The organism is Chitinophaga sedimenti, from assembly GCF_023156195.1.
GTDB classification, from domain to species: Bacteria; Bacteroidota; Bacteroidia; order Chitinophagales; family Chitinophagaceae; genus Chitinophaga; species Chitinophaga sedimenti.
In genome coordinates, this window is sequence record NZ_JAKUKA010000001.1 from 6,333,565 (window position 1) to 6,355,857 (window position 22,293).

27 protein-coding genes and 6 pseudogenes are annotated in these 22,293 nt (G+C 50.7%); 27 read left to right on the forward strand and 6 right to left on the reverse strand.

Translation table 11 applies throughout. The features are described 5' to 3' along the window. Nucleotides 1-221: 221 nt before the first annotated feature. From MKQ70_RS43980 to ilvA, 8 genes and pseudogenes are all read left to right on the forward strand, one after another. On the forward strand, nt 222-980 hold the full coding sequence (locus tag MKQ70_RS43980; protein ID WP_504909680.1) for a dihydroxy-acid dehydratase domain-containing protein: 759 nt from the start codon (nt 222-224) through the stop codon (nt 978-980). Next, a pseudogene (locus tag MKQ70_RS43985) lies at nt 977-1,899 on the forward strand (dihydroxy-acid dehydratase domain-containing protein). Before MKQ70_RS43980 ends, MKQ70_RS43985 begins: the two are co-directional and overlap by 4 nt. Continuing rightward, the gene (locus tag MKQ70_RS41805; protein ID WP_308199603.1) at nt 1,889-2,191 is read left to right on the forward strand and encodes a thiamine pyrophosphate-binding protein; all 303 of its coding nucleotides are present in this window, start codon (nt 1,889-1,891) and stop codon (nt 2,189-2,191) included. Before MKQ70_RS43985 ends, MKQ70_RS41805 begins: the two are co-directional and overlap by 11 nt. After that, nucleotides 2,080-3,522: a biosynthetic-type acetolactate synthase large subunit gene (gene ilvB, locus MKQ70_RS36750; RefSeq protein ID WP_308199375.1), complete on the forward strand. Its 1,443-nt coding sequence runs from the start codon at nt 2,080-2,082 to the stop codon at nt 3,520-3,522. The genes MKQ70_RS41805 and ilvB overlap by 112 nt, the downstream gene beginning before the upstream one ends. A 141-nt stretch (nt 3,523-3,663) precedes the next feature. Then, a complete protein-coding gene (gene ilvN, locus MKQ70_RS36755) occupies nt 3,664-4,248 on the forward strand; it encodes an acetolactate synthase small subunit (protein ID WP_248080737.1) in 585 nt (194 codons plus the stop codon). Nucleotides 4,249-4,391: 143 nt separating this feature from the next. Next, nucleotides 4,392-4,978 (forward strand): annotated as a pseudogene (locus MKQ70_RS40745) (NAD(P)-binding domain-containing protein). After that, nucleotides 4,978-5,373, forward strand: coding sequence for a ketol-acid reductoisomerase (locus MKQ70_RS40750; protein ID WP_282456992.1), 396 nt, complete (start codon nt 4,978-4,980; stop codon nt 5,371-5,373). Before MKQ70_RS40745 ends, MKQ70_RS40750 begins: the two are co-directional and overlap by 1 nt. Before the next feature lie 67 nt (nt 5,374-5,440). Continuing rightward, nucleotides 5,441-6,694: a threonine ammonia-lyase IlvA gene (gene ilvA / locus MKQ70_RS36765; protein ID WP_248080739.1), complete on the forward strand. Its 1,254-nt coding sequence runs from the start codon at nt 5,441-5,443 to the stop codon at nt 6,692-6,694. Nucleotides 6,695-6,726: 32 nt separating this feature from the next. Here ilvA and MKQ70_RS36770 read toward each other — a convergent pair whose 3' ends face one another. Then, a complete protein-coding gene (locus MKQ70_RS36770; protein ID WP_248080741.1) occupies nt 6,727-7,407 on the reverse strand; it encodes a glycosyltransferase family protein in 681 nt (226 codons plus the stop codon). Then, the gene (locus tag MKQ70_RS36775; protein WP_248080743.1) at nt 7,323-7,724 is read right to left on the reverse strand and encodes a glycosyltransferase; all 402 of its coding nucleotides are present in this window, start codon (nt 7,722-7,724) and stop codon (nt 7,323-7,325) included. Before MKQ70_RS36775 ends, MKQ70_RS36770 begins: the two co-directional genes overlap by 85 nt. A gap of 330 nt (nt 7,725-8,054) precedes the next feature. On the opposite strand from MKQ70_RS36775, the gene MKQ70_RS40755 reads away from it, so the two are divergent. From MKQ70_RS40755 to MKQ70_RS36840, 19 genes and pseudogenes are all read left to right on the forward strand, one after another. Further along, nucleotides 8,055-8,180 carry a hypothetical protein gene (locus MKQ70_RS40755; protein WP_282456993.1) on the forward strand — a complete coding sequence of 42 codons (126 nt, stop codon included), beginning with the start codon at nt 8,055-8,057 and terminating at the stop codon, nt 8,178-8,180. Next, complete coding sequence (locus MKQ70_RS36780; protein WP_248081871.1) at nt 8,138-9,202, forward strand: NAD(P)/FAD-dependent oxidoreductase; 1,065 nt, start codon at nt 8,138-8,140, stop codon at nt 9,200-9,202. The genes MKQ70_RS40755 and MKQ70_RS36780 overlap by 43 nt, the downstream gene beginning before the upstream one ends. A gap of 184 nt (nt 9,203-9,386) precedes the next feature. Then, nucleotides 9,387-10,156, forward strand: a pseudogene (locus tag MKQ70_RS36785) (glycoside hydrolase family 95 protein). Beyond that, on the forward strand, nt 10,108-10,704 hold the full coding sequence (locus MKQ70_RS36790; RefSeq protein WP_248081910.1) for a glycosyl hydrolase family 95 catalytic domain-containing protein: 597 nt from the start codon (nt 10,108-10,110) through the stop codon (nt 10,702-10,704). The pseudogene MKQ70_RS36785 and the gene MKQ70_RS36790 overlap by 49 nt, the downstream one beginning before the upstream one ends. A gap of 25 nt (nt 10,705-10,729) precedes the next feature. Next, entirely contained in the window at nt 10,730-10,984 is a 255-nt protein-coding gene (locus tag MKQ70_RS36795) for a glycosyl hydrolase family 95 catalytic domain-containing protein (RefSeq protein ID WP_248080745.1), read from the forward strand. Then, nucleotides 10,960-11,637, forward strand: a complete 678-nt coding sequence (locus MKQ70_RS36800) for a glycosyl hydrolase family 95 catalytic domain-containing protein (RefSeq protein ID WP_372490173.1) — start codon at nt 10,960-10,962, stop codon at nt 11,635-11,637. The genes MKQ70_RS36795 and MKQ70_RS36800 overlap by 25 nt, the downstream gene beginning before the upstream one ends. A gap of 9 nt (nt 11,638-11,646) precedes the next feature. Then, nucleotides 11,647-11,946, forward strand: a pseudogene (locus MKQ70_RS40760) (alpha-L-fucosidase); the annotation flags it as partial. A gap of 95 nt (nt 11,947-12,041) precedes the next feature. Next, on the forward strand, nt 12,042-12,665 hold the full coding sequence (locus MKQ70_RS40765; protein ID WP_308199376.1) for an alpha-L-fucosidase: 624 nt from the start codon (nt 12,042-12,044) through the stop codon (nt 12,663-12,665). Continuing rightward, complete coding sequence (locus MKQ70_RS43670) at nt 12,607-13,230, forward strand: alpha-L-fucosidase (RefSeq protein WP_282456994.1); 624 nt, start codon at nt 12,607-12,609, stop codon at nt 13,228-13,230. Before MKQ70_RS40765 ends, MKQ70_RS43670 begins: the two co-directional genes overlap by 59 nt. Before the next feature lie 39 nt (nt 13,231-13,269). Next, nucleotides 13,270-13,845, forward strand: a complete 576-nt coding sequence (locus MKQ70_RS41810; protein ID WP_308199377.1) for a sodium:solute symporter family transporter — start codon at nt 13,270-13,272, stop codon at nt 13,843-13,845. Next, nucleotides 13,833-14,627, forward strand: coding sequence for a sodium:solute symporter family transporter (locus MKQ70_RS41815; protein ID WP_308199378.1), 795 nt, complete (start codon nt 13,833-13,835; stop codon nt 14,625-14,627). The genes MKQ70_RS41810 and MKQ70_RS41815 overlap by 13 nt, the downstream gene beginning before the upstream one ends. Then, entirely contained in the window at nt 14,624-14,914 is a 291-nt protein-coding gene (locus MKQ70_RS41820) for a hypothetical protein (protein WP_308199379.1), read from the forward strand. Before MKQ70_RS41815 ends, MKQ70_RS41820 begins: the two co-directional genes overlap by 4 nt. A gap of 248 nt (nt 14,915-15,162) precedes the next feature. Continuing rightward, entirely contained in the window at nt 15,163-16,530 is a 1,368-nt protein-coding gene (locus MKQ70_RS36815; RefSeq protein ID WP_248081875.1) for a xylulokinase, read from the forward strand. Nucleotides 16,531-16,576: 46 nt separating this feature from the next. Continuing rightward, entirely contained in the window at nt 16,577-17,287 is a 711-nt protein-coding gene (locus MKQ70_RS43160; protein ID WP_248080749.1) for an apurinic/apyrimidinic endonuclease family protein, read from the forward strand. A gap of 109 nt (nt 17,288-17,396) precedes the next feature. After that, a complete protein-coding gene (locus tag MKQ70_RS43165) occupies nt 17,397-17,801 on the forward strand; it encodes an apurinic/apyrimidinic endonuclease family protein (RefSeq protein ID WP_248080751.1) in 405 nt (134 codons plus the stop codon). Further along, complete coding sequence (locus MKQ70_RS43990) at nt 17,798-17,902, forward strand: hypothetical protein (protein WP_504909825.1); 105 nt, start codon at nt 17,798-17,800, stop codon at nt 17,900-17,902. The genes MKQ70_RS43165 and MKQ70_RS43990 overlap by 4 nt, the downstream gene beginning before the upstream one ends. Before the next feature lie 249 nt (nt 17,903-18,151). Beyond that, nucleotides 18,152-19,084, forward strand: coding sequence for an aldose 1-epimerase (locus MKQ70_RS36830; protein ID WP_248080753.1), 933 nt, complete (start codon nt 18,152-18,154; stop codon nt 19,082-19,084). A 73-nt stretch (nt 19,085-19,157) separates the two neighbouring features. After that, the gene (locus MKQ70_RS36835; protein WP_248080755.1) at nt 19,158-19,343 is read left to right on the forward strand and encodes a CsbD family protein; all 186 of its coding nucleotides are present in this window, start codon (nt 19,158-19,160) and stop codon (nt 19,341-19,343) included. A gap of 136 nt (nt 19,344-19,479) precedes the next feature. Next, a complete protein-coding gene (locus MKQ70_RS36840) occupies nt 19,480-20,202 on the forward strand; it encodes a peptidase associated/transthyretin-like domain-containing protein (RefSeq protein WP_248080758.1) in 723 nt (240 codons plus the stop codon). A 276-nt stretch (nt 20,203-20,478) separates the two neighbouring features. Here the strand turns inward: MKQ70_RS36840 and MKQ70_RS36845 are convergent, their stop codons facing one another. From MKQ70_RS36845 to MKQ70_RS36855, 4 genes and pseudogenes are all read right to left on the reverse strand, one after another. Continuing rightward, a complete protein-coding gene (locus tag MKQ70_RS36845; RefSeq protein ID WP_248080761.1) occupies nt 20,479-20,619 on the reverse strand; it encodes a hypothetical protein in 141 nt (46 codons plus the stop codon). 138 nt (nt 20,620-20,757) lie between these two features. Beyond that, nucleotides 20,758-20,856 (reverse strand): annotated as a pseudogene (locus MKQ70_RS43170) (hypothetical protein); the annotation flags it as partial. A 59-nt stretch (nt 20,857-20,915) separates the two neighbouring features. Then, nucleotides 20,916-21,575: pseudogene (locus tag MKQ70_RS36850) on the reverse strand (trypsin-like peptidase domain-containing protein); the annotation flags it as partial. Between the two features lie 20 nt (nt 21,576-21,595). Next, nucleotides 21,596-22,162, reverse strand: coding sequence for an RNA polymerase sigma factor (locus MKQ70_RS36855; RefSeq protein WP_308199380.1), 567 nt, complete (start codon nt 22,160-22,162; stop codon nt 21,596-21,598). Nucleotides 22,163-22,293: the final 131 nt, after the last annotated feature.

The following is a 22,293-nucleotide window of genomic DNA, read 5'->3' on the forward strand; positions in this document are numbered from 1 at the left end:
TTAATAAATCCACGGGTGAAAATAGCCCCCTTAAACCCTTGAATGGTGTAAAATCGAAATCATCATTTCTACTGCTGTAAAGGGTTTCAGCCGAAAAGGAACCCTTTGACGACCGGGAGCGGGGGAATTACAGTTTTGGAATTTGGTCGCTTCTGCGGCTATTTTGTAGTCATTATATAGATTTAGAATAGGTCAATAAGGAACTTACTTAAGATAATAAGATGGAATTAAATAAATACAGCAAAGTACTCACACAGGATCCCACGCAGCCCGCTGCGCAGGCGATGCTGTACGGCATTGGTCTTACAGAAGCAGATCTTGCAAAAGCCCAGGTAGGCGTGGCCAGCATGGGTTACGATGGCAACACCTGTAACATGCACCTGAACGAACTGGCACAGATCGTTAAAAAGGGTGTATGGGCCAACGATCTCGTAGGTCTTACTTTTCATACGATCGGTGTGAGCGATGGCATGAGCAACGGTACCGAGGGTATGCGTTATTCGCTCGTAAGCCGCGACCTGATTGCTGATTCTATCGAAACCGTGTGCGGCGCCCAGTATTATGACGGGCTGATCACCGTACCGGGTTGTGATAAAAATATGCCTGGTTCCATTATCGCCATGGCCCGCCTGGACCGCCCCTCTATTATGGTGTACGGTGGTTCTATTGCACCGGGTAAATGGAAGGGCCAGGACCTCAATATCATCTCCTCTTTCGAAGCGCTGGGTCAGCGTATCGCCGGCCAGCTCGATGAAGGCGATTTCAAAGGCATCGTGATGAACTCCTGTCCCGGTATGGGCGCCTGCGGCGGCATGTACACGGCGAACACGATGAGCTCTGCGATTGAAGCGCTGGGAATGAGCTTACCTTACAGCTCCAGCAACCCCGCACGGAGCGAGGAAAAACGCGCCGAGTGCCTGGAAGCGGGTAAATACATCCGCATCCTGCTGGAAAAGATATCAAACCAAGCGATATCATGACCTACAAGGCGTTTGAGAACGCTATCACGGTGGTGATCGCACTGGGTGGCAGTACCAACGCGGTATTGCACTTCCTGGCTATCGCCAAGGCGGTAAATGTGAAATTCACTTTGGAAGATTTCCAGCGCATCAGCGACAAAACGCCGCTGATCGGTGACCTGAAGCCTTCCGGTAAATATATGATGGAAGACCTCCACAACATCGGTGGTGTTCCTTTAGTGATGAAGTACCTGCTGAAGAAGGGGTACCTGCATGGCGATTGTTTGACTGTTACCGGCAAAACCATCGCAGAAAACCTGGAAAGCATTCCGGATATCGATTTCGAAAAACAGGACGTGATCCTGCCGCTGGAAACCCCGCTCAAACCGAACGGCCACATCCAGATGCTGTTTGGCAACATCGCGGAAAAAGGTTCTGTAGCCAAGATCACCGGTAAGGAAGGGGAACGTTTCACGGGTCCCGCCCGTGTATTCGACGGCGAGTTTGAACTGATCGCCGGCATCTCTTCCGGGAAAGTAAAAAAGGCGACGTGGTGGTGATCCGCAACGTAGGTCCGAAAGGCGCTCCCGGTATGCCCGAAATGCTGAAACCTACTTCCGCCATCATCGGCGCAGGCTTGGGTAAAAGCGTAGCCCTCATCACCGACGGCCGTTTCTCCGGCGGTACACATGGTTTCGTGGTAGGCCACATTGTACCGGAAGCGGTAGAAGGCGGCGCAATCGGCCTGGTACAGGATGATGACATTATTGAAATAGACGCAGTTAACAATACGATCAATGTGAAGTTGACACCCGAAGAACTGGCTGCCCGCAAATCGAAATGGGTGAAGCCGGCCCTGAAGGTAACGAAGGGGATATTATTCAAGTACGCAAAACATGTTAAAGATGCAACAGAAGGATGTGTTACCGATGAAGACTGAGAAGTCTGACAAGCGGCCCGCACCGGCCCCGGTGTTAGAACCGATTACCGGCGCAGAAGCGGTGATCCGTTCGCTGATCGCAGAAGGCGTGGAAACCATTTTCGGTTATCCTGGAGGAGCCATCATGCCTATTTATGACGCTTTATACGACTTCCGGTCACTGGCCAGGTCAATCATATTTTGGTCCGTCACGAGCAGGGTGCTACGCATGCCGCACAAGGTTATGCGCGCAGCTCCGGCAAAACAGGCGTGGTATTCGCAACTTCAGGTCCCGGCGCTACCAACCTGGTAACAGGTCTGGCAGATGCTTACATGGATTCTACCCCAATGGTAGCTATTACCGGCCAGGTAGCAGCTGCATTGCTCGGTACCGATGCGTTCCAGGAAACGGATGTGATAGGCATCACCATGCCCATTACCAAGTGGAACATCCGGGTAACCCGCCCGGAAGACATCCCGGGCGCCATTGCCAAAGCATTTTATATCGCGAAGAGCGGCCGTCCCGGACCGGTGTTGGTAGACATTACCAAGAACGCCCAGTTCGGCAAGCTCGACTTCCAATACGAACCCTGCGAATACATCCGCAGCTACCGTCCAAAACCAACGCTGGACATGGAACAGGTAGCAGCTGCTGCGGCATTGATCAATGCTTCCAAAAGACCTTACATCCTGTGTGGTCATGGTGTACTGATCTCCGATGCACAGAAGGAACTGATCGCGTTCGCAGAAAAAGCAGGTATTCCCATCGCTTCCACTTTACTTGGTTTGAGCGCCGTTCCGGTAGATCATCCGTTGTATGTTGGTTACGTGGGCATGCACGGCAACTACAGCCCGAACATCAACACCAACGAGTGTGATGTATTGATCGCTGTGGGTATGCGTTTCGACGACCGCATTACCGGCGATGTAAGCACTTACGCCAGCCAGGCCAAAGTGGTGCACATCGAGATCGATGAGGCGGAAATCCACAAGATCATCAAAGCCGATGCACCGGTACATGCCGATGCGAAAGAAGCATTGCAGGCACTGATCGGCAAAATAGAGGCGAAGGATACGAAAGCGTGGATACAGTCCTTCAAAGAACTGGACAAACAGGAAGACGAAAAAGTACGCCATAAAGAGCTGTATCCTTCTGAAGGAGAGCTGAAAATGGCGGAAGTAATCCGGTTGATCTCTGAAAAAACAAGCGGCGAAGCTATTCTCGTTACCGACGTAGGGCAGCACCAGATGATCGCTTCGCGTTACTACGGCTTTAAATCACCCAATACAAATATTACTTCCGGCGGGATGGGCACGATGGGCTTTGCGCTGCCGGCAGCAATGGGGGCCAAAGTAGGTAAAGAAGAAAGAGAAGTGGTGGCCATCATCGGCGACGGCTGTTTCCAGATGACGTTGCAGGAACTGGGTACGATCTATCAGTCTAAAATAGGGGTGAAGATCGTGATCCTGAACAACAACTTCCCGGGCATGGTACGCCAGTGGCAGCAACTGTTCTTCGACCGCCGTTACTCCTCTACCGAAATGACCAATCCCGATTTCGTACAGATCGCGAAAGGATTTTTCATCCCAGGAAAAAAGTATCAGAACGCTCCGAGATCGGTGCAGCTATCGACGAGATGCTGAACACTCCGGGTGCATATCTGCTGGAAGTGGTGGTGGAAAAAGAAGACAACGTATTCCCGATGGTGCCTGCAGGCGCGCCTATTTCAACGATCAGGCTCGACTAGTATCATCAACCTAAACCACTTAACAGAACACAGTAAAATGCAAAAGGAATATACAATAACGGTGTACACGGAAGATCGCATAGGGATCACCAACCGTATCACTATTATCTTTACAAGGAGACGCATCAACATCACCAGCCTCACCACCTCCGAAACGGAGATCCCCGGTGTGTATAAGTTCGTGATTACCGTACTGGCTACCCGCGAGCTGTTGGACAAAGTAGTGCTGCAGATCGAACGCCTCATCGAAATTCACCGCGCCTTTGTGCATGAGGAAGACGAGGTGGTGTACCAGGAACTGGCCCTGTACAAAGTATCTACCAAGGCATTGGCCAACGGCAATATCGAAAGGCTGATACGCGATAACCATGCACGCATTCTCACGATCGCGGAAGACTATTTCGTGATCGAGAAAACGGGGCACCAGCAGGAGTTGCTCGATTTGCTGAAAAAGCTGGAGCCATATGGGCTGATCGAGTATACCAAAAGCGGCAGGGTGGCAATCGTGAAATGGAGCCGCAGGTTCCATGAACACCTGAAAAACCTGGGCCAGAAACAAATGGATAACTTACCTCCCGGTGTTACGCACCCAGAAGCTAACCGGTCAGGTATATCTTTATAACTACTACATTTAATCACAAGTAAATTTTCAAACAGCCACTGCCTTCTCTCACGTTGGAGGCAGCGGGTAAACAAACAAAACACATGGCAACTATCAATTTTGGCGGTGTACAGGAAGAAGTGGTAACCAGGGAAGAATTCCCAATGGAAAAAGCTAGAGAAGTCCTGAAAGACGAAGTAATTGCAGTTATCGGTTACGGCGTTCAGGGTCCTGGACAGGCGCTCAACCTGAAAGACAATGGTTTTAATGTAATCGTTGGTCAAGGAAAAACTCCAAAACATGGGATAAAGCAGTTGCTGACGGCTGGGTTCCAGGCGAAACACTGTTCGAAATTGAAGAAGCTGCCCAGAAAGGCACTATCATTCAGTTCCTGCTGTCTGACGCCGGTCAGATTACCCTGTGGCCTACACTGAAACAATACCTGACACCTGGTAAAGCATTGTACTTCTCCCATGGTTTTGGTATCACTTATAAAGAGCAGACGGGTATCATCCCTGCTGCTGATATCGATGTAATCCTGGTAGCTCCTAAAGGCTCCGGTACTTCCCTGCGCCGCCTGTTCCTGGCTGGTCAGGGTCTGAACTCCAGCTTCGCTATCTTCCAGGATGCAACCGGCAAAGCCCGCCAGCGCGCTATCGCACTGGGTATCGGCGTTGGTTCCGGTTACCTGTTCGAAACAGACTTCAAAAAGAAGTATTCTCTGACCTCACCGGCGAGCGTGGCTCCCTGATGGGCGCTATCCAGGGTATCTTCGCCGCTCAGTACCAGACACTGCGCAGCAACGGTCACTCACCTTCTGAAGCATTCAACGAAACTGTTGAAGAGCTGACACAGTCGCTGATGCCGCTGGTAGCAGAAAACGGTATGGACTGGATGTATGCTAACTGTTCTACTACCGCTCAGCGTGGTGCGCTCGACTGGTGGAAGAAATTTAAAGATGCTACCCAGCCTGTGTTCGACGAGCTGTACGCCAGCGTTGCTGCAGGTAAAGAAGCTGCCCGTTCCATCGCCTCGAACAGCACTGCTGACTACCGCGAGAAACTGGACGCAGAACTGAAAGAACTGCGCGAAAGCGAAATGTGGCAGGCCGGCGCCGCAGTTAGAAAACTGAGGCCTGGTAAATAAACCATAAATTTGTGTCAACCGGCTGCTTTTGCAGCCGGTTGATTTTTTAAAGCCAACCATCAATACAATGCCCGGACTGACCCTTGTAGATGCACGAAATATACTGGAGGCAGCGCGTTCGCTGAAGCCGGTGGTCCGTCGCACGGAACTCACATACAGCGCAAGCCTTTCGAGAAAATACCAGTGCGATGTGTACCTGAAAAGAGAAGACACACAGATTGTACGTTCCTATAAATTACGTGGCGCTTTCCACCTGATCAGCAGCCTGCCCATGGAGCAGCTGAAAAAAGGCGTAACCTGCGCCAGCGCCGGTAACCATGCACAGGGGTTTGCCTACAGCTGCAAACAGCTTGGCATTCGCGGCGTGGTATTTATGCCGATTATTACACCAAAGCAAAAAGTAAATCAAACCCGGATGTTTGGTGGCGAGTTCATCGAGATCCGTTTAATCGGCGATACGTTCGACGATTGCGCGGCGGAGGCCCAGGCGTATACGCAAGAGCAGGGAATGACCTTTATCCCTCCTTTTGATAACCTGAAGATTATTGAAGGGCAGGGAACGGTAGCCGTAGAAATTCTTGAAGACCAGCAGGGAATCGATTATCTATTCGTACCGGTTGGCGGTGGCGGACTGGCATCCGGCGTGGGCGCGTACTTTAAAACGTACAGTCCGCAAACGAAAATTGTGGGGGTAGAGCCTGAAGGTGCGCCCAGCATGCGTAAAGCACTGGATAACGGCGGGCCTGTTACCCTGCCGGCGATTGAGCGGTTTGTGGACGGAGCGGCTGTTAAGCGCGTGGGGCAGATCACCTATGAAATTTGTAAAGAAGTACTGGACGAAATGCGCCTCGTACCCGAAGGCCGTATTTGCAGCACCATTCTTCGTTTATATAATGAAGACGCTATCGTGGTAGAACCAGCTGGCGCCTTATCCATCGCGGCACTCGACGATTTTGCCGGCGAAATCAAAGGGAAAAAAGTAGTGTGCGTAGTGAGCGGCAGCAATAATGATATCGACCGCATGCAGGAGATAAAGGAACGTTCGTTATTGTACGAGGGTTTAAAGCATTACTTCCTGGTGCGCTTCGCCCAGCGTCCCGGTGCTTTGAAGGAGTTTGTGAGTCACGTACTGAGCCCGGACGATGATATTACGCGATTCGAATACATCCAGAAGCATAACAAAGAAACGGGGCCGGCGTTAATCGGTGTGGAGTTGAGAGTGAAGGAGGATTACGATAAGCTGATCTCTAACATGAATAAATACAATATTGATTACACAGAGTTGAAGAATGATGATAAGTTGTTTGGATACTTAGTCTAACAGAAAAGGCCGCTCACTGCGGCCTTTTCTGTTTATAATGCTTTTGCGGCCTGCGGCCATTTGTTGAACATCTTTACTTCCGGGGTTTCCTTCCATCTTCTCCAGAAGGAGAATTGATGGGCAAACGCCGTTTCTGCATGATATTGCTCCGTTCGCAGCTCCGCTGTTATCGACGGATTTATTGGTAAAAAGCGTCCCAGCCGGCGGCATTGTTTCACGCGTTTCCTGCGCGTGTGTACCAGTGCAACCAGGTCATCGTGTGTAAGCGCACTGCGCAGTTCACGGCGCATAACGGGAGAGATCATGTCTTCGCCCGACTGCATGCGCTCGAGTTTGGCGCCGTTACAGCCTACCTGCTGGCTGGCATGGATGCGGTAGCAGATGAGCTGTTCGTCCACATAGTTCAATGCCCCATGACTGGCTGCTGCAAACGCAATCCAGGCGTCGTGCCACATGCGGTTCATCATCCTGAATGGAAGCAGCTGTGCTACGAAATCTTTGCTGATAGCCAGCGTGGCGCCGGTTACCATTCTTTCGTGCCGAAGCAGGTAACGGAACAGGTCTTCCCTGCAACCCGCAAAACTGCGCGACTCTGCCGTAAAGCGGTTCACGGTCCACAGGCAGCCTTTCAGCTCTTCACCTGCATCATTAATGAGTTTTGCATTGCTGAACAGTACCTTGTCCTCCGGATGCGTATTAAAATGAGCCAGCATACGCGACACTTTTGCGGCGCCCATATGTCGTCATGATCGCTGAGGAAAATAGCATCCCCCTGGCATTCCGCCAGCAGGCGCTCGAAGTTCTTTTTCGCACCCTGGTTAACGCTGTTGAATTCCAGCCGGAAAATGCCCGGATAACGCGTTGCGTAATCGTTCAGAAGGTCCTGCGTCCCGTCGGTCGATACATCGTCAATCACAACAATTTCTGCTACGGGGTGGGTTTGTTGCAGGATGCTGTCCAGTTGTTTGGCCAGGTGACGTTGTGCGTTGTAGGTGCACAAGCCTACCGAAGCCGACATGAGCTTAAGCATCAAATAAGGTTTTTCACGCCATAAAAATGAATATTGGTTTTCTCGGAACACGGCAGGCATGGCACTGCCGATTCACAGTTGGGGGCGGGTTAAGCCCTTAGTGTTTCATCTTCTGGTCTTTTTTGGTTTTAGTTCTTATGCAATCAGTTATAGTTCCGTCTGCCGGTGTGTAACTACCGTCAGGTCATTCTCTATTGTGTGCGATCAGTTGTAGTATGTCCGTGGTGCGTAAATACCACCGGAGTTTCCACAAGATAGTAAATCTTTCCGTTATACGGCAGTAGGTCAAAAATAGCTGCCTTTGCTAAAACTTTATTATCTTTCTCAGGCATGATAAGCTACTGGGAACAGCAAAGTCTGCTGCAATACGACGATATCATCCTGGGGGCGGCATTACGGGCCTGTCCACCGCCATCACGCTCAAAGAGCGGCATCCCCGCCGCCGCATTGCAGTGATGGAGCGGGGTGTACTGCCTACGGGGGCGAGTACACGAAACGCCGGTTTCGCCTGTATTGGCAGTCTTACCGAAATACTGGCCGACCTCCAATTCATGCCCGCAGCCGATATCGTAAACCTCGTAGCCCTGCGCAAAGCAGGTCTTCACCTGCTTCGCGAACGCCTTGGTGACGAACGGATTGGTTACCGGGAAAATGGCAGTTATGAACTGCTCTCCGATAAAGAATTGCCGGCCCTCGACCGTATAGATGAAGTGAATCAAATGCTGTGGCCTATCCCGGGTGTGCCGGCCTACCTGCGTGCCGATGAAAAGATCAAACCTTTCGGATTCAATACCAAAGCCTTAATCGAAAATAACTGCGAAGGAGAACTGCATACCGGTAAAATGATGCGTGCGCTCATCGACCTGGCCATTGAAAAAGGCGTAGAGATCAAAACCGGCTGTGAGGTCCTGGGGTACGAAGAAACAGGCGATGGGGCAGAAGTGGTGGTACAACGTTCATGGTTGCACGAAACAATAAGTTTTAATGCCGGGAGACTGGCCATTTGTACGAATGCTTTCGCCAAACAGTTGCTGCCGGCGGAAGATGTTACACCGGGCCGCGGGCAGGTGTTGATTACCAAGCCTATACCCGGCCTGCCTTTCAGAGGTGTATATCATTTTGATGAGGGGTACTACTATTTCCGCGAACTGGATGGCCGCATCCTTTTTGGTGGCGGCCGCAACCTCGATTTTGCCGGCGAAACCACCACGGAACTGGCGCTTAATGCGCGCATTCAGTCCCAGTTGGAGGAAAAACTTCGTACCGTGATTATTCCCTGGTATTCCCTTTACTGTAGATATGCGCTGGTCGGGTATTATGGCCTTCGGCGCAACGAAAAGACCAATCGTAAAGCGGCTGTCAGACCACTTGTTCGTGGCTGCCCGCATGGGTGGCATGGGCGTAGCAATCGGCTCCGCTGTAGCAAAGCAGCTGGCCGACCTGATGGACTAAATTCACAAATACTGATTGGTTATTAACAGCGACTTGTAAGCGTGGAGGGGATCGATTAAATTTAGCTAATTCCTTTCCCATATGAAAAAGATCTATGCCGTGCTGGTGGCCATCGCCAGCACTTTCCCAGTAAGTGCGCAAACGAATAAGCTGTGGTACAAACAGCCGGCGGCCGACTGGCTGCAGGCACTTCCCGTTGGCAATGGCCGCATGGGGGCCATGGTATATGGGCGGCCGGATAGAGAAATCATCCAGTTGAACGAAGAAAGCGTATGGGGCGGATTGAAGTTTAACGATGCCAATCCCAATGCATACAAGGTGTTGGATAGTCTTCGTCAGCTCCTGTTTGCGGAAAAAATAAAGAAGCACAGGACCTGGCGCAGGCGAATTTTGTGGCCGTTACCAGCGAAAATGGGAGTGAGGTGGCGCGCAACTTCCGCTCCATGCAAACCCTGATGAACCTCAATATTGATTATGGGTTCACTGACTTTACGAACTACCGCCGCGAACTCGATATTATCAATGGCGTGGCGACGGCGACTTTCACACATAATGGTGTACAATACACGGAGGAAGTAATTGCGTCTGCTCCTGATAATGTGATCGCTGTACGCATTTCCGCCAGCAAACCCGGCGCACTGAACGCTACGCTGTACCTCGACCGGCCCGATACGAAAGACACATCACGGCATTATGTGGATTGCACCACGCGCAGCCTGAGTAATAACCTGCTGCTGTTGTCCGGGCAGATCAATGATAAAAATACCACGACCAAACGCGGCCCGGAAGGTTTGCACATGAAATTTGCGGGGGCGGTGCAGGTGGTGAATACCGGTGGTAAAATGAGCCGGACGAAGGATGCGCTGAAGGCCGAGGGCGCCGAAGCGCTCGTGTTGTACATCAGGGCGCCACGAACTATGACTTTGCGAAGTTGGATATTAACCGTGGCGTGGATCCCGTGGCGAAAGTGCTGCAACTGATCAATCTATCTAAAATAAAACCCTATGCGGCGTTAAGAGCGAAGCACATCGCCGATCATGCACCGATCATGCAAAGGGTGCAACTTTCTTTGGGCGATAATAAAACAGAAGTGCCGACCGACGAGCGCCTCGCCAATGTAAAAAATGGGGTGGAAGACCGGGAGCTCATCACCCTTTATTATCAATATGGAAGATACCTGCTGCTGGGTAGTTCGCGCCGTCCCGGCCTGTTGCCGGCCAACCTGCAGGGCGTCTGGAACAATCATATAGATGCGCCGTGGAATGCGGACTTTCATACCAACATCAACCTGCAGATGAATTACTGGCCCGCGGAAATGTGTAACCTTACCGAAACCACCGCTCCGCTGTTTGCGTTCATGAACAACCTGCGCGAACAGGGCCGCATCACGGCAAAGAAAATGTACAATGCCCGCGGCTGGGTGGTACATCATTGCACCGACGCTTTCGGCAAAACCGGGGTACAGGCCAATGCGGCCTTCGGCACGTTCCCGCTGGCCAGCGCCACGGATGTGCCTGCATTTTTATGATCACTTCGCGTTTACCCAGGACTATATGTTCCTGAAACAAAACGCCTATCCCATCATGAAAGAGCATGCACTGTTCATCGAAGATTACCTGGTGAAAAGTCCGGAAGGTTACCTGGTAACCGCTCCCGGATCATCCCCCGAAAACAAATACAAACACCCGGTAACCGGCGAGCCTACCGGTATTTCATACGGCCCTACCATGGATAACCAGATCGTGCGTGAGTTCCGGGCAAGTGCATCGAAGCGGCCACGATCCTGCGCACCGATTCCGCATCGGTAGCCAAATGGAAAGATATCATATCGCAGTTGCCCCCGACGAAACTCACCACCGACGGGCGTATCATGGAATGGATAAAGGATTATGCGGAAGTGGACCCCGGCCACCGGCACATCTCGCATTTGTTTGGGCTGCATCCGGGTACACAGATTTCAGAACAAACACCATCGTTGTTTGAAGGCGCACGGCGCACGCTGGCGACCCGTTTAAGCAGCGGCGGCGGACATACAGGCTGGAGCCGCGCTTGGATCATCAACTTTTATGCACGGTTGAAAGATGGCGCCAAAGTGAGCGAGCACCTGCAACTGTTGTTCACGAAATCAACCTTAACTAACTTGTTTGATACGCACCCACCGTTCCAGATCGATGGGAACTTTGGCAGCACGGCAGGCATTACGGAGGCGCTGTTACAAAGCCATACCAATTTCCCGGAGTTATTACCCGCACTGCCACCATCATGGAAAGAGGGAAAGGTGAGTGGTTTGCGCGCCCGCGGTGGCTTTGAAGTAACCATGGAATGGAAGGACGGGGAACTGCAGAAGGCGAAGATCACCGCGATGACAGGCAACAATACCATTATCAAGTATAAAGACAAACTCTTCCCCGTGTCGCTGCCTAAAGGACAGTCGATAGAACTGGGAGATCAACTGAAATAAACACCACGCATGAAGACAACGATCCGGAACATTTTGCTTGGCCTGGCCCTGTTACCCGCCACTGCCGAAGCCCAGAAGCGCTATGAGCCTACCTGGGAATCTATTGACAGCCGCCCCGTGCCGGCCTGGTTTGAGAATGCCAAGTTCGGCATCTTCATTCACTGGGGTGTATACTCCGTGCCCGCCTGGGCGCCGAAAGGCGTGTATTCCGAATGGTACCAGTACTGGTTGCAGAACAGGCAGGTATTCGGGAATAACAATCCCAACAAGGATGTGGTATACAATTATCACAAGAAACGTTTTGGCGAAAACTACTCCTATTACAATTTTGCCGATGAATTTAAGGTAGAAGACTATGATCCCAACGCCGGGCAAAACTGCTGGAGAAATCCGGCGCCAAATACGTGGTGCTCACTTCCAAACACCACGACGGGTTCGCGTTATGGCCCAGCAAAGAGGCCAGCAAGGCATTTGGCCGTCCGTGGAATGCCATGGAGTCTGCCGCCAAACGCGATGTGCTGGGCGAATTGACCAGCGCCGTGAAGAAAACCGGTGTGAAGATGGGCTATTACTATTCCCTGTACGAATGGTACAATCCCGTTTATAAATCAGGCAATTATAATAAATATGTGGATGAACATATGTTCCCGCAGATCAGGGAATTGGTGAACAACTACCACCCCGATATCATCTGGACCGACGGGGAATGGGACCAGAGCGATACCACCTGGAAAGCCCGCGACATTATCGCCTGGATGTATAACGACAGTCCCGTGAAAGACAACATTGTGATCAATGACCGCTGGGGTAAAGGTATCCGCCAGAAGCACGGCGGCTTTTACACCACCGAGTATGAAGCCGGAGCCAGCTTTTCGCGCCCCTGGGAAGAGTGCCGCGGTATGGGCTTTTCATTCGGATATAACAGGAATGAAGACATAGAGGACTATAACTCTGCGCAGGCCCCTGGTATTGCTGCTCACCGACATCGTAAGCAGTGGCGGCAACCTGCTCCCGGACATCGGTCCTGACGCACACGGTAAAATTCCGCCCATCATGCAGGAGCGCCTGTTACAGATTGGCAAATGGCTGGACGTGAACGGAGAAGCCATTTACGGCACGCGCAAATGGAAAAACACCGTACAGTGGTCGGCCGGTGACCGTAACTGGAAGCAGAAACCCGGATATGCAAGCGGGGAGTATATCTTAAAACAGACAACCAACCCGGATCCCGGGTTCGCTGTGAAACAGGCCTTCTTTACCACGAAAGACAATAACCTGTACGCCATTACACCACTGCTGCCCGAAGGCAAATTTCCTGAAAGCGGTACAACCGGCAGCCAATACCACGGTAACTTTGCTCGGTTCCACCAAAAAAATAGGCTGGAAGAGGGTAAAGGACGGTATCGAGCTGGACGTGCCGAAGATGACGGCCAAGGAGCTCCCCGGGGAATACGCTTACACATTCAAAATAACGAACGCGAAATAACGAAAAAGGGAGCCTGGCTCCCTTTTTCATTCCATCCATGGAAAAAGAATAAAAAAACAATAAGGGTATATTGTACGTTTAAAATTTATACTATCTTGAAAGCCTAAAAATCTATTCCAATTACCACGTTCAATGAAAAAATAAACATGAACAGCTCTTTGCACTTCTACGACTACCTGGTTTTTCTATTTTATTTTATTGTGGTGGCGGGTTACGGTTTCTTCATCTATAGAAGGAAGAAAAAAGCCACTGCCGATACCAAAGACTTTTTCCTTGCCGAGGGCTCCCTTACCTGGTGGGCCATTGGCGCGTCACTGATCGCCTCCAACATTTCCGCGGAGCAGTTCATCGGCATGTCCGGCAACGGCTTTTCCATTGGTCTGGCGATTTCCACTTATGAGTGGATGGCAGCGGCTACACTGATCGTGGTAGCTGTTTTCTTTCTGCCCATCTACCTGAAAAACAAGATTTACACGATGCCGCAATTCCTATCGAAGCGGTATAACGAAACGGTAAGTTTGATCATGGCTGCGTTCTGGCTGGTATTGTACGTGGTGGTGAACCTCACGTCTATCCTGTACCTGGGCGCGCTGGCGATTACGACCATTTCGGGTATCAACTTTTATGTGTGTATGACGCTGCTGGCGGTGTTCGCCATTTTCATCACGCTGGGCGGTATGAAGGTAATTGGATATACAGATGTAATCCGGTGTTTTTCCTGATCCTGGGCGGTTTGGCCACAACTTACCTCGCGTTGAACCTGGTAGGCGATTCGTTTGGTACGCCTGGTACGGTGAACGGTTTTAACCAGATCATGTCGCAGGCGCCCGATCATTTCCATATGATTTTGGGTAAGGAGGATAAGAATTTCCTGTCGCTGCCGGGACTATCGGTGCTTATTGGCGGTATGTGGATTATTAACCTGAACTATTGGGGCTGTAACCAGTACATCACACAGCGTGCGCTGGGCGCGGACCTGAAGACCGCCCGCAACGGCCTGCTGTTCGCCGGTTTCCTGAAACTGCTGATGCCAATCATCGTGGTACTCCCCGGTATCGCCGCTTATGTGCTGCACCAGAAAGGTTTATTGCAGGCTGAAATGCTGAAAGATGGCAAACTGAACCAGGATAATGCCTATCCCGTGTTATTGAACATGTTGCCCATCGGTCTGAAAGGTTTGTCCTTCGCTGCCCTCACGGCCGCGGTAGTGGCTTCGCTGGCCGGTAAAGCCAATTCAATCGCGACCATCTACTCGTTAGATATCTACCAGAAATTAATCAAGAAAGATGCTTCAGAACAGGATGTAGTGAAGATGGGCCGTATCGTGGTGATCGTAACCATGATATTCGCCATCGTGATCTCTAACTTCACGGGCATCGATAAAGAAGGTGGTTTCCAGTTTATCCAGGAGTACACCGGCTTTGTGTCGCCGGGTGTGTTCGCGATGTTTATCCGGGCTTCTTCTGGAAGAGAACTACTTCAAGAGCCGCGCTGTTCGCTATGATTGGCGGCCTGGCCCTTTCCTTTATCCTGAAATTCTTACCAGGATGGATCGATCTTGCTCCTTTATACGACATTGCCCTCGCTGCTCCGAATAAAGCAGGCGTGTACGAAATTCCGTTTATCGACCGTATGGGTATCGTGTTTGTGTTCTGTGTGCTGGGTATGGTGATTATTTCACTGGCCGATCCGAAGAGCAAAAACAACCCGAAAGGCTGGAAGTGGATGCTTCGATGTTCAAAACATCACCGGCATTTACGTTTGGGGCCATTGTCACGGCTTGTATCCTGATCGCGCTCTACACCATATTTTGGTAATTTTAACGGTATGATTCGTTAAATAGTTTCTTAGTCTGCGTGTCCCTTTGTATTTTTTCAACCGGAAATACAAAGGGACACGTTTTTTATTTCGGTTTGATAAATTCTGCGATATGTATTTTTAGGACTCGACATCGGTTCTTCCTCTATTAAAGCCGCGCTGCTGGATGCTGTTTCCGGCAAAGCCCGGCCTCGGCCGCCAGCACCGATAAGGAACTGCCTATTCATGCGCCGCATGCCGACTGGGCCGAACAGGACCCGGAATCGTGGTGGCAGGAAGTACAGAAGGCCGTGGCGCTACTCAGAAAACAACATTCCTTTGCACCGGCCGATGTAAAAGCCATCGGCATCGCTTACCAGATGCATGGCCTGGTGTGCGTGGATAAAAACCAGCAACCGCTGCGACCGTCGATTATATGGTGCGACAGCCGCGCCGTTGGCGTGGGCGACAAGGCCTTGCAACACCTGGGCGAGGAGTATGCCCTGCAACATTTACTGAACGCGCCGGGAAACTTTACGGCCTCTAAACTCCGTTGGGTACGGGAAAACGAGCCGGAAACCTATGCGCTGATCGATAAAATTATGCTCCCGGGCGATTTCATCGCCATGCGCCTCACCGGAGAAGCCTGTACCACACTTTCGGGCCTTTCCGAAGGCATCTTCTGGGATTTTAAAGAACAAACGCTTTCCCAGCAGCTGCTCGACTTCTACGGCATCGATCAGAGCATCCTGTCCAAAGTAGTGCCCACATTCGGTGAGCAGGGACGGGTAACGAAGCAGGCCGCTGCATTACTGGGCATCGCCGAAGGCACGCCGGTAACCTACCGCGCCGGTGATCAGCCCAATAACGCCTTTTCCTTAAACGTGCTGCAACCTGGCGAAGCTGCCACTACTGCGGGTACGTCCGGCGTGGTATACGCGGTGGGCGACCAGCCTGCTTATGATGCGCAAAGCCGCGTGAATTCCTTTATACACGTGAACCATACGAAAGAGCAACCCCGAAATGGCGTGCTGATGTGCCTCAACGGAACCGGTATACTTAACAGCTGGTTGAAACACCAGGTGAGCGGGGCATCGTACGAAGAAATGAATAATCGTGCCGCCAAAGCGCCACTGGGCGCGGCCGGATTGCAGGTATATCCGTTTGGTAACGGAGTGGAGCGTATCCTGGCAAACAAGCCTTTCGGTGGCATGATCCGTCATCTGAATTTTAACGTTCACCAGCAGGAACACCTGCTGCGCGCGGGACAGGAAGGTATCGTGTATGCACTGACGTATGGGATGGACATTATGCGCGAAATGGGACTGAAGATCGAGCGGGTGCGGGCCGGTAAGGCGAACATGTTTTTGAGTCCCCTGTTCCGCGAGGCTTTTGCGAATACAGGCAACGTCACCATTGAACTGTACAACACCGACGGGGCATTGGGTGCTGCACGGGCCGCGGGCGTAGGTTTGGGCTATTATAAAGAGATGCGTGAAGCCTTTAACGGCATGGAGTGCCTGTCGACCATTACCCCCGATCCGGCATTACGCGATGCTTACGCACACGTTTACGCAGATTGGAAAGCCGGTCTGCAGGAAATGCTGTAATTTGAAGTTTGATTGTCAATAGAACACTTTAAAATTATAACATATCATGAGTATCACGTTAGGAAACACAGAATACTTTAAAGGTATTGGGCAGGTAAAGTACGAAGGCCCGCAATCCGACAACCCGTTTGCTTATAAATGGTACAACCCGGAACATAAGATCAACGGTAAAACCATGAAGGAGCTGTTTAAATTCGCGGTTTCTTACTGGCATACCTTCTGCGGCACCGGCGGCGATCCTTTTGGTCCAGGTACCAAGGCCTTTCCCTGGTTAATTTCCCCCGATCCTGCGCAGAGTGCAAAAGACAAGATGGATGCAGCTTTTGAGTTTATCACCAAACTGGACGTGCCGTACTACTGCTTTCACGACATTGACCTGGTGGACGAAGGCGATAGCCTGGCGGAGTACGAAGCCCGCCTGCAGATGATCGTAGAGTACGCCAAACAGAAGCAGGCGGCCAGTGGCGTAAAGCTGCTCTGGGGAACCGCGAATGTGTTCAGCAACCCACGTTACATGAACGGCGCCTCCACCAATCCCGACTTTTCGGTGGTAGCCTACGCCGGCACGCAGATTAAAAATGCCATGGACGCTACGATAGCGCTGGGCGGTGAAAACTATGTGTTCTGGGGCGGCCGCGAGGGGTACATGACCCTCCTGAACACCGACATGAAACGCGAACAGGAGCACCTGGCGCGCTTCCGGCTATGGGCCGCGATTACGCCCGCAAACAGGGCTTTAAAGGCACGTTTTCATTGAGCCGAAGCCCTGCGAGCCAACCAAACATCAGTACGATTACGATTGCGCTACGGTAATCGGCTTCCTGCGTCATTATGGCCTAGATAAAGACTTCAAAATAAATATAGAAGTGAATCACGCGACCCTGGCCGGCCATACCTTCCAGCATGAGCTGCAGACCGCTGCGGATGCCGGTATGCTGGGAAGCATCGACGCCAACCGCGGCGATTACCAGAATGGATGGGATACCGACCAGTTCCCCAATAACCTGAACGAAATGGTGGAAACCATGCTCGTGATCCTGGAGGCTGGCGGCTTCGCCGGCGGCGGTGTAAACTTTGATGCGAAGGCGCGCCGAAACTCTACCGACCTGGAAGACCTGTTCCATGCGCACATCGGGGGATCGACAACTTCGCCCGCTCGGCCATTATTGCTGATAAAATACTGCGTGAGTCACCATACAGGCAGTTCCGTAAGGATCGTTACGCTTCGTTCGATAGTGGCCAGGGTAAAGCGTTTGAGGATGGTAAGCTGACCCTTGAAGACCTCCGCGAGTTTGCGGTAGCTACCGGGGAGCCCAGGCAGATCAGTGGTCGACAGGAATGGCTGGAAAACCTCGTGAACAAGTATATTTAAATTAGTAGCATATGGCTAAAAGCGGGGGAGGGGCAACCTTTCCCCGCTTTTTTGTTGTGTTTTTCAAAACATGGACCAAAGAGAAATATTTATCCGTAAACTTTGTTAACGCGTGGAAACTCAATGCTGTATTGCCTTTGGTCGAAGTTTTGGGGTAATTGAATGCATTATCTTTTACAGAATTATTGGAGCAATTACCAAAACTTTCTAAAACACTTCGTAATTTAACCGCACAATTCAGGAAAGACAATGGGCTTTAGCATTAATCGAAATGAAGAAAACGGTTTCTATGTTATCACGTTAAAGGATAATGTTAACAACACACAAGTAGATATCGTTCCGAATTATGGCGCCATGTTGCATGGTTTTAAAATACAGCACGACGGCAAACCGCTTAACCTGATAGATAACTACGAAAGTCTCGATCAATACACAGAAGAAGTTACCACCAGTTTTAAAAGCGTAAAACTCAGTCCCTTCGCCTGCCGCCTGAAAGACAGCAGTTACACCTGGGACGGAATAGAATATAACATCGAAAAATCGCCTATCCACGGCCTCTTGTTCGATGCCAATTTCGAAGTAATTGAAGAGGAGATTACCGCCCGTTACGTATCGATTACCCTCGAGTACGAATACAATGCTGAAGATCCCGGTTATCCGTTCCCTTTTACTGTGCATGTGCATTACAAACTGATGCCCCGGAACGAGCTGAAAGTGATAACCCGCGTTACAAACCGCCACACAGGCCCCATTCCTGTAATGGACGGCTGGCATCCTTACTTCACAACAGGTACGCCTGTAGATCAGCTGGAACTGCAGTTCGCATCCAATGAAATCGTTGAGTTCGACAACAGCCTGATCCCAACCGGCCGCCTGGTACGCTACAATACATTTAAAAAGCTGACCTCCCTGACCGGGGTAAATATGGATAACTCCTATACCCTCAACTTTATTCAGCCTCAGCCGCTGTGCCGCCTGTACGATCCGGTCAAGGGCATTACCATCGCGTTGTCGCCGGAGGAAAGCTACCCGATATTACAAGTTTATATACCGCCTCACCGCAACAGCATTGCCATTGAGAACCTAAGTGCGCCTCCGGACGCCTTTAACAATGGGATGATGTTAAAACGCCTGGGCGCCGGTAAAAGCACCGATTTCGTGACCACTGTTAAGGTGAACTGATCCGTTTTGGCACGGATTTGGCCTTTGAGAGGGAAGATTACCCCTGATTGTTCACGCTAAAACCTGTGCAGTTATGGACACTTTAATCATCAAAGGCAGTTGGAACGAAATTAAAGGCAAGCTGAAACAGCTGTACGCCGAATTAACAGACGACGATCTTCTTTTCGAAGAAGGAAAAGAGGATCGGCTTATCGGGCGCATCCAGATTAAACTTGGTTATTCGCGCGATGAAGTTATTTCACTACTGCGCTCCTTTTAAAAAATTCCATGAATCCGGCCAACTTGAATAAAGTTGGCCGGATTTTTTTGTGATACATTTAACAGCAGGCATTATAACCCCGGCTGCCCTTTAACTATTTTGTAACGAATTTGTTTTGTTTCATATGAAATCCTGCTTGTCTTTATTTATCGCAGCGGCCGGCCTCTTTTGCTGCATTTCCGGCGCATCCGCTCAGCAGCTGAATCCGGTAGCCGTTCGCGGGCAAATGGTGGACAAAAACACCCGCCTTGTACTCTATCCGGCATCTGCCCGTAACCTGGCCAACCGCCAGAGCGTGTTTACTGATAAAGGTGGTTATTACAGACTGAATGCGAAGCAAAACGATACCATCGTGCTTTCGTACATCGGTTACAGGGCCGATACCTTTGTGGTACGACAATTAAGCGGCACCGAAGTGCACAACGCCGAATTGGGCGTGGAAGAACACTTCTTGCAGGGCGTGGAAATCACCTCCAAATACAATGCATACCAGCTCGACTCAATCGATCGTGCCAACGAGTTTCGCCACATCCTGAGTGTGGAAAACAAAGACCTGGTCGATAAATCCAAGCGTGCAGAGGGGTTCGGTATTATTTTCAGTCCCTTTACCCGGTATTCGCAGCGGGAGAAAGATAAGCGCAAGTTTAAACAACAGTTTGCCCAGAACGAGCTGGATGAATACGTGGAGTTCCGCTATTCCAAGCAGTTTGTGCACAAGGTGACCGGTCTTACCGGCGATTCGCTGCTTAACTTTATGAACAAGAACACCCCGAGCTATAACCAGCTGCGCGAAATGCCCAATGAGGACCTGATTTACTGGACAACCGAACGGTATCGGACCTGGATCAATAAGAAATAAACAATAGTAGATATGAGACCGCCTGTTTTTATGCCTTACTGGCTGCGGTTTTATGGCGCTGCACCCAACGCGTCCGCGCGCAGGTGTTGCGTCCTGTATCCGTCCGCGGCCAGGTAAGCGACGGGGAACCGTGGCTAGTCCTGTGTCTTTTGAAGAGCTGCGCGACATGAGCAATGCCGAGCTTACGACCTGGACAACGCAGCGTTATCATAGCTGAATCCAACAATAAAAAAGCATCCCGGAAGGATGTTTTTCTCTTATGTAGTAGTAGTGTATTTATCTCGCTTTGTATACTTTAACCATGTATACATAGTCTTCCAACTTCTTCAGCTGGTCTTCGCGGCTCAGCCCTTCCAGGCTGTTTACGTTAGACTTGATCTCTTTTTTAGCTTTCCGGTTGATGCTTTCTTTAGGCATCTCGTCCAGCAGGCGTTTCAGGTTCGTCGATTTTACAGCAAAAGCAATGTCGCCGCTGCTGCTTTGTTTGCCGGTAATAATACCGATGATCTGGCCTTTGTTGTCGAGCAGCGGTGCGCCGCTGTTACCCGGACTAACGGGGATAGACACCTGGTATGCGATGGTATCGCCGGCGAAGCCGGTTTGTGCGCTGATATAACCTTTCCCATACACCACTTCATCGCGGGGGTAACCCATGGTGAACACTTCTTCGCCAAGGCGGGAAGCACCCGGTTTAAGGGAGTAGGGAAGGGGGCGGTGCGGTAGGTGGAATCGGCCAGACGCAGTACAGCAAGGTCGCTGGACGCATCTTCGAATACGCTGTAGGCTTTAAATACTTCGCCTTTATTATTTTGAATATAGATAGAATCGGCTCCATCGATTACGTGCCTGTTGGTAAGCATGTAACCGTAACGGTTAATAGCGAAACAGGTACCGCCGAAATTACCGGGCGCCATGGGCGCGGGTTTGGCTTCGCCAACATTGAGTTTGCGTACCTGTGTTTTGATCTGTACCATTTCCCGGCGTACACTTTCGTACTGGGCGGCATTGTTTTTCCTGGCAGCCTTCTGCATCACCGCTATGGTGCTCAGGGAGGTAACCAGCGCCACACAGGCCGCGGCAGCAACGGCCGTTAACGTACGGCGGTTCAGGAAACGGAGCTTGGACGGTTTGGGCGCCATTTCTGCTCTCAGTGCGGTGAGATCAGTTTTTTCGTGGATGGCATTGAGCTTGCTCATCAGCTGTTTACGCCGACCAAACGCTTCCAGCTGCTGAACGAGCTGCTGTTGCTGCACCACCTGCTGGTCCAGCAAGGCGTCGGCGCGGCGTTTGGCCTCGAAGGCGGCAGCTTCCAGCGTGCTCATCTCGCCTGCGAGGTATCGCTCAATTTCCTGTATGTTATGGATATCATTCATCACTAATGACCCTCTGTATCTTATTTATATTGTGCAAAAAATAGTTTCTTAAGTCGCATCAGGCACTTGTACTTCTGATTTTTGGCATTTTCGGCGTTCGTGTACCCGAATTTCTCCGAAATCTCCTGCATCGACTTCTTCCGCAGGTAATAATCTTCCAGGATCGTGCGGCAGGGTTCGCCCATGCTGCCCATTGCCTTTTCCATTATATTGAACTGTTCGTCCCGCCGTGCATGCTCTTCTATCGTATCCTCCATGGGCGTAACGTCTTCCAGCTCCTCGGTAATGGTGCCCTGCCAGGCCTGCCCCTGTAACTTTTTCAACCACAGCCGCCTGCACACGGCATAGATGTATGTTTTCAGCCTGCTGGTCAATACAAAACCGCCTTCCTGCACCTTTTCATATAAGATGATCACCGATTCCCGGAACAGGTCTTTGGCGTCATCTTCCGAGCCGTTGTTTTGTAAAACCATTCTGTAAATCATCGGAAAATTATCTGAGTAAATGATTTCCAATGACTTATCATCGCTGTTAGCTAAGCCTTGCAATAATTCCTGGTCCCTTTCTATGTGCTGAATGTTATTCACTTATTAATACCGTTTACTGCATTTAGTAACCCAAAGTAACCGAAAAAATTTTTTTTTCAAATTGTGGGTTACCTTTCTTTTGATCCAGTATAAAGAGTAAATATTATAATTCTAAAACACTAAAATTATTA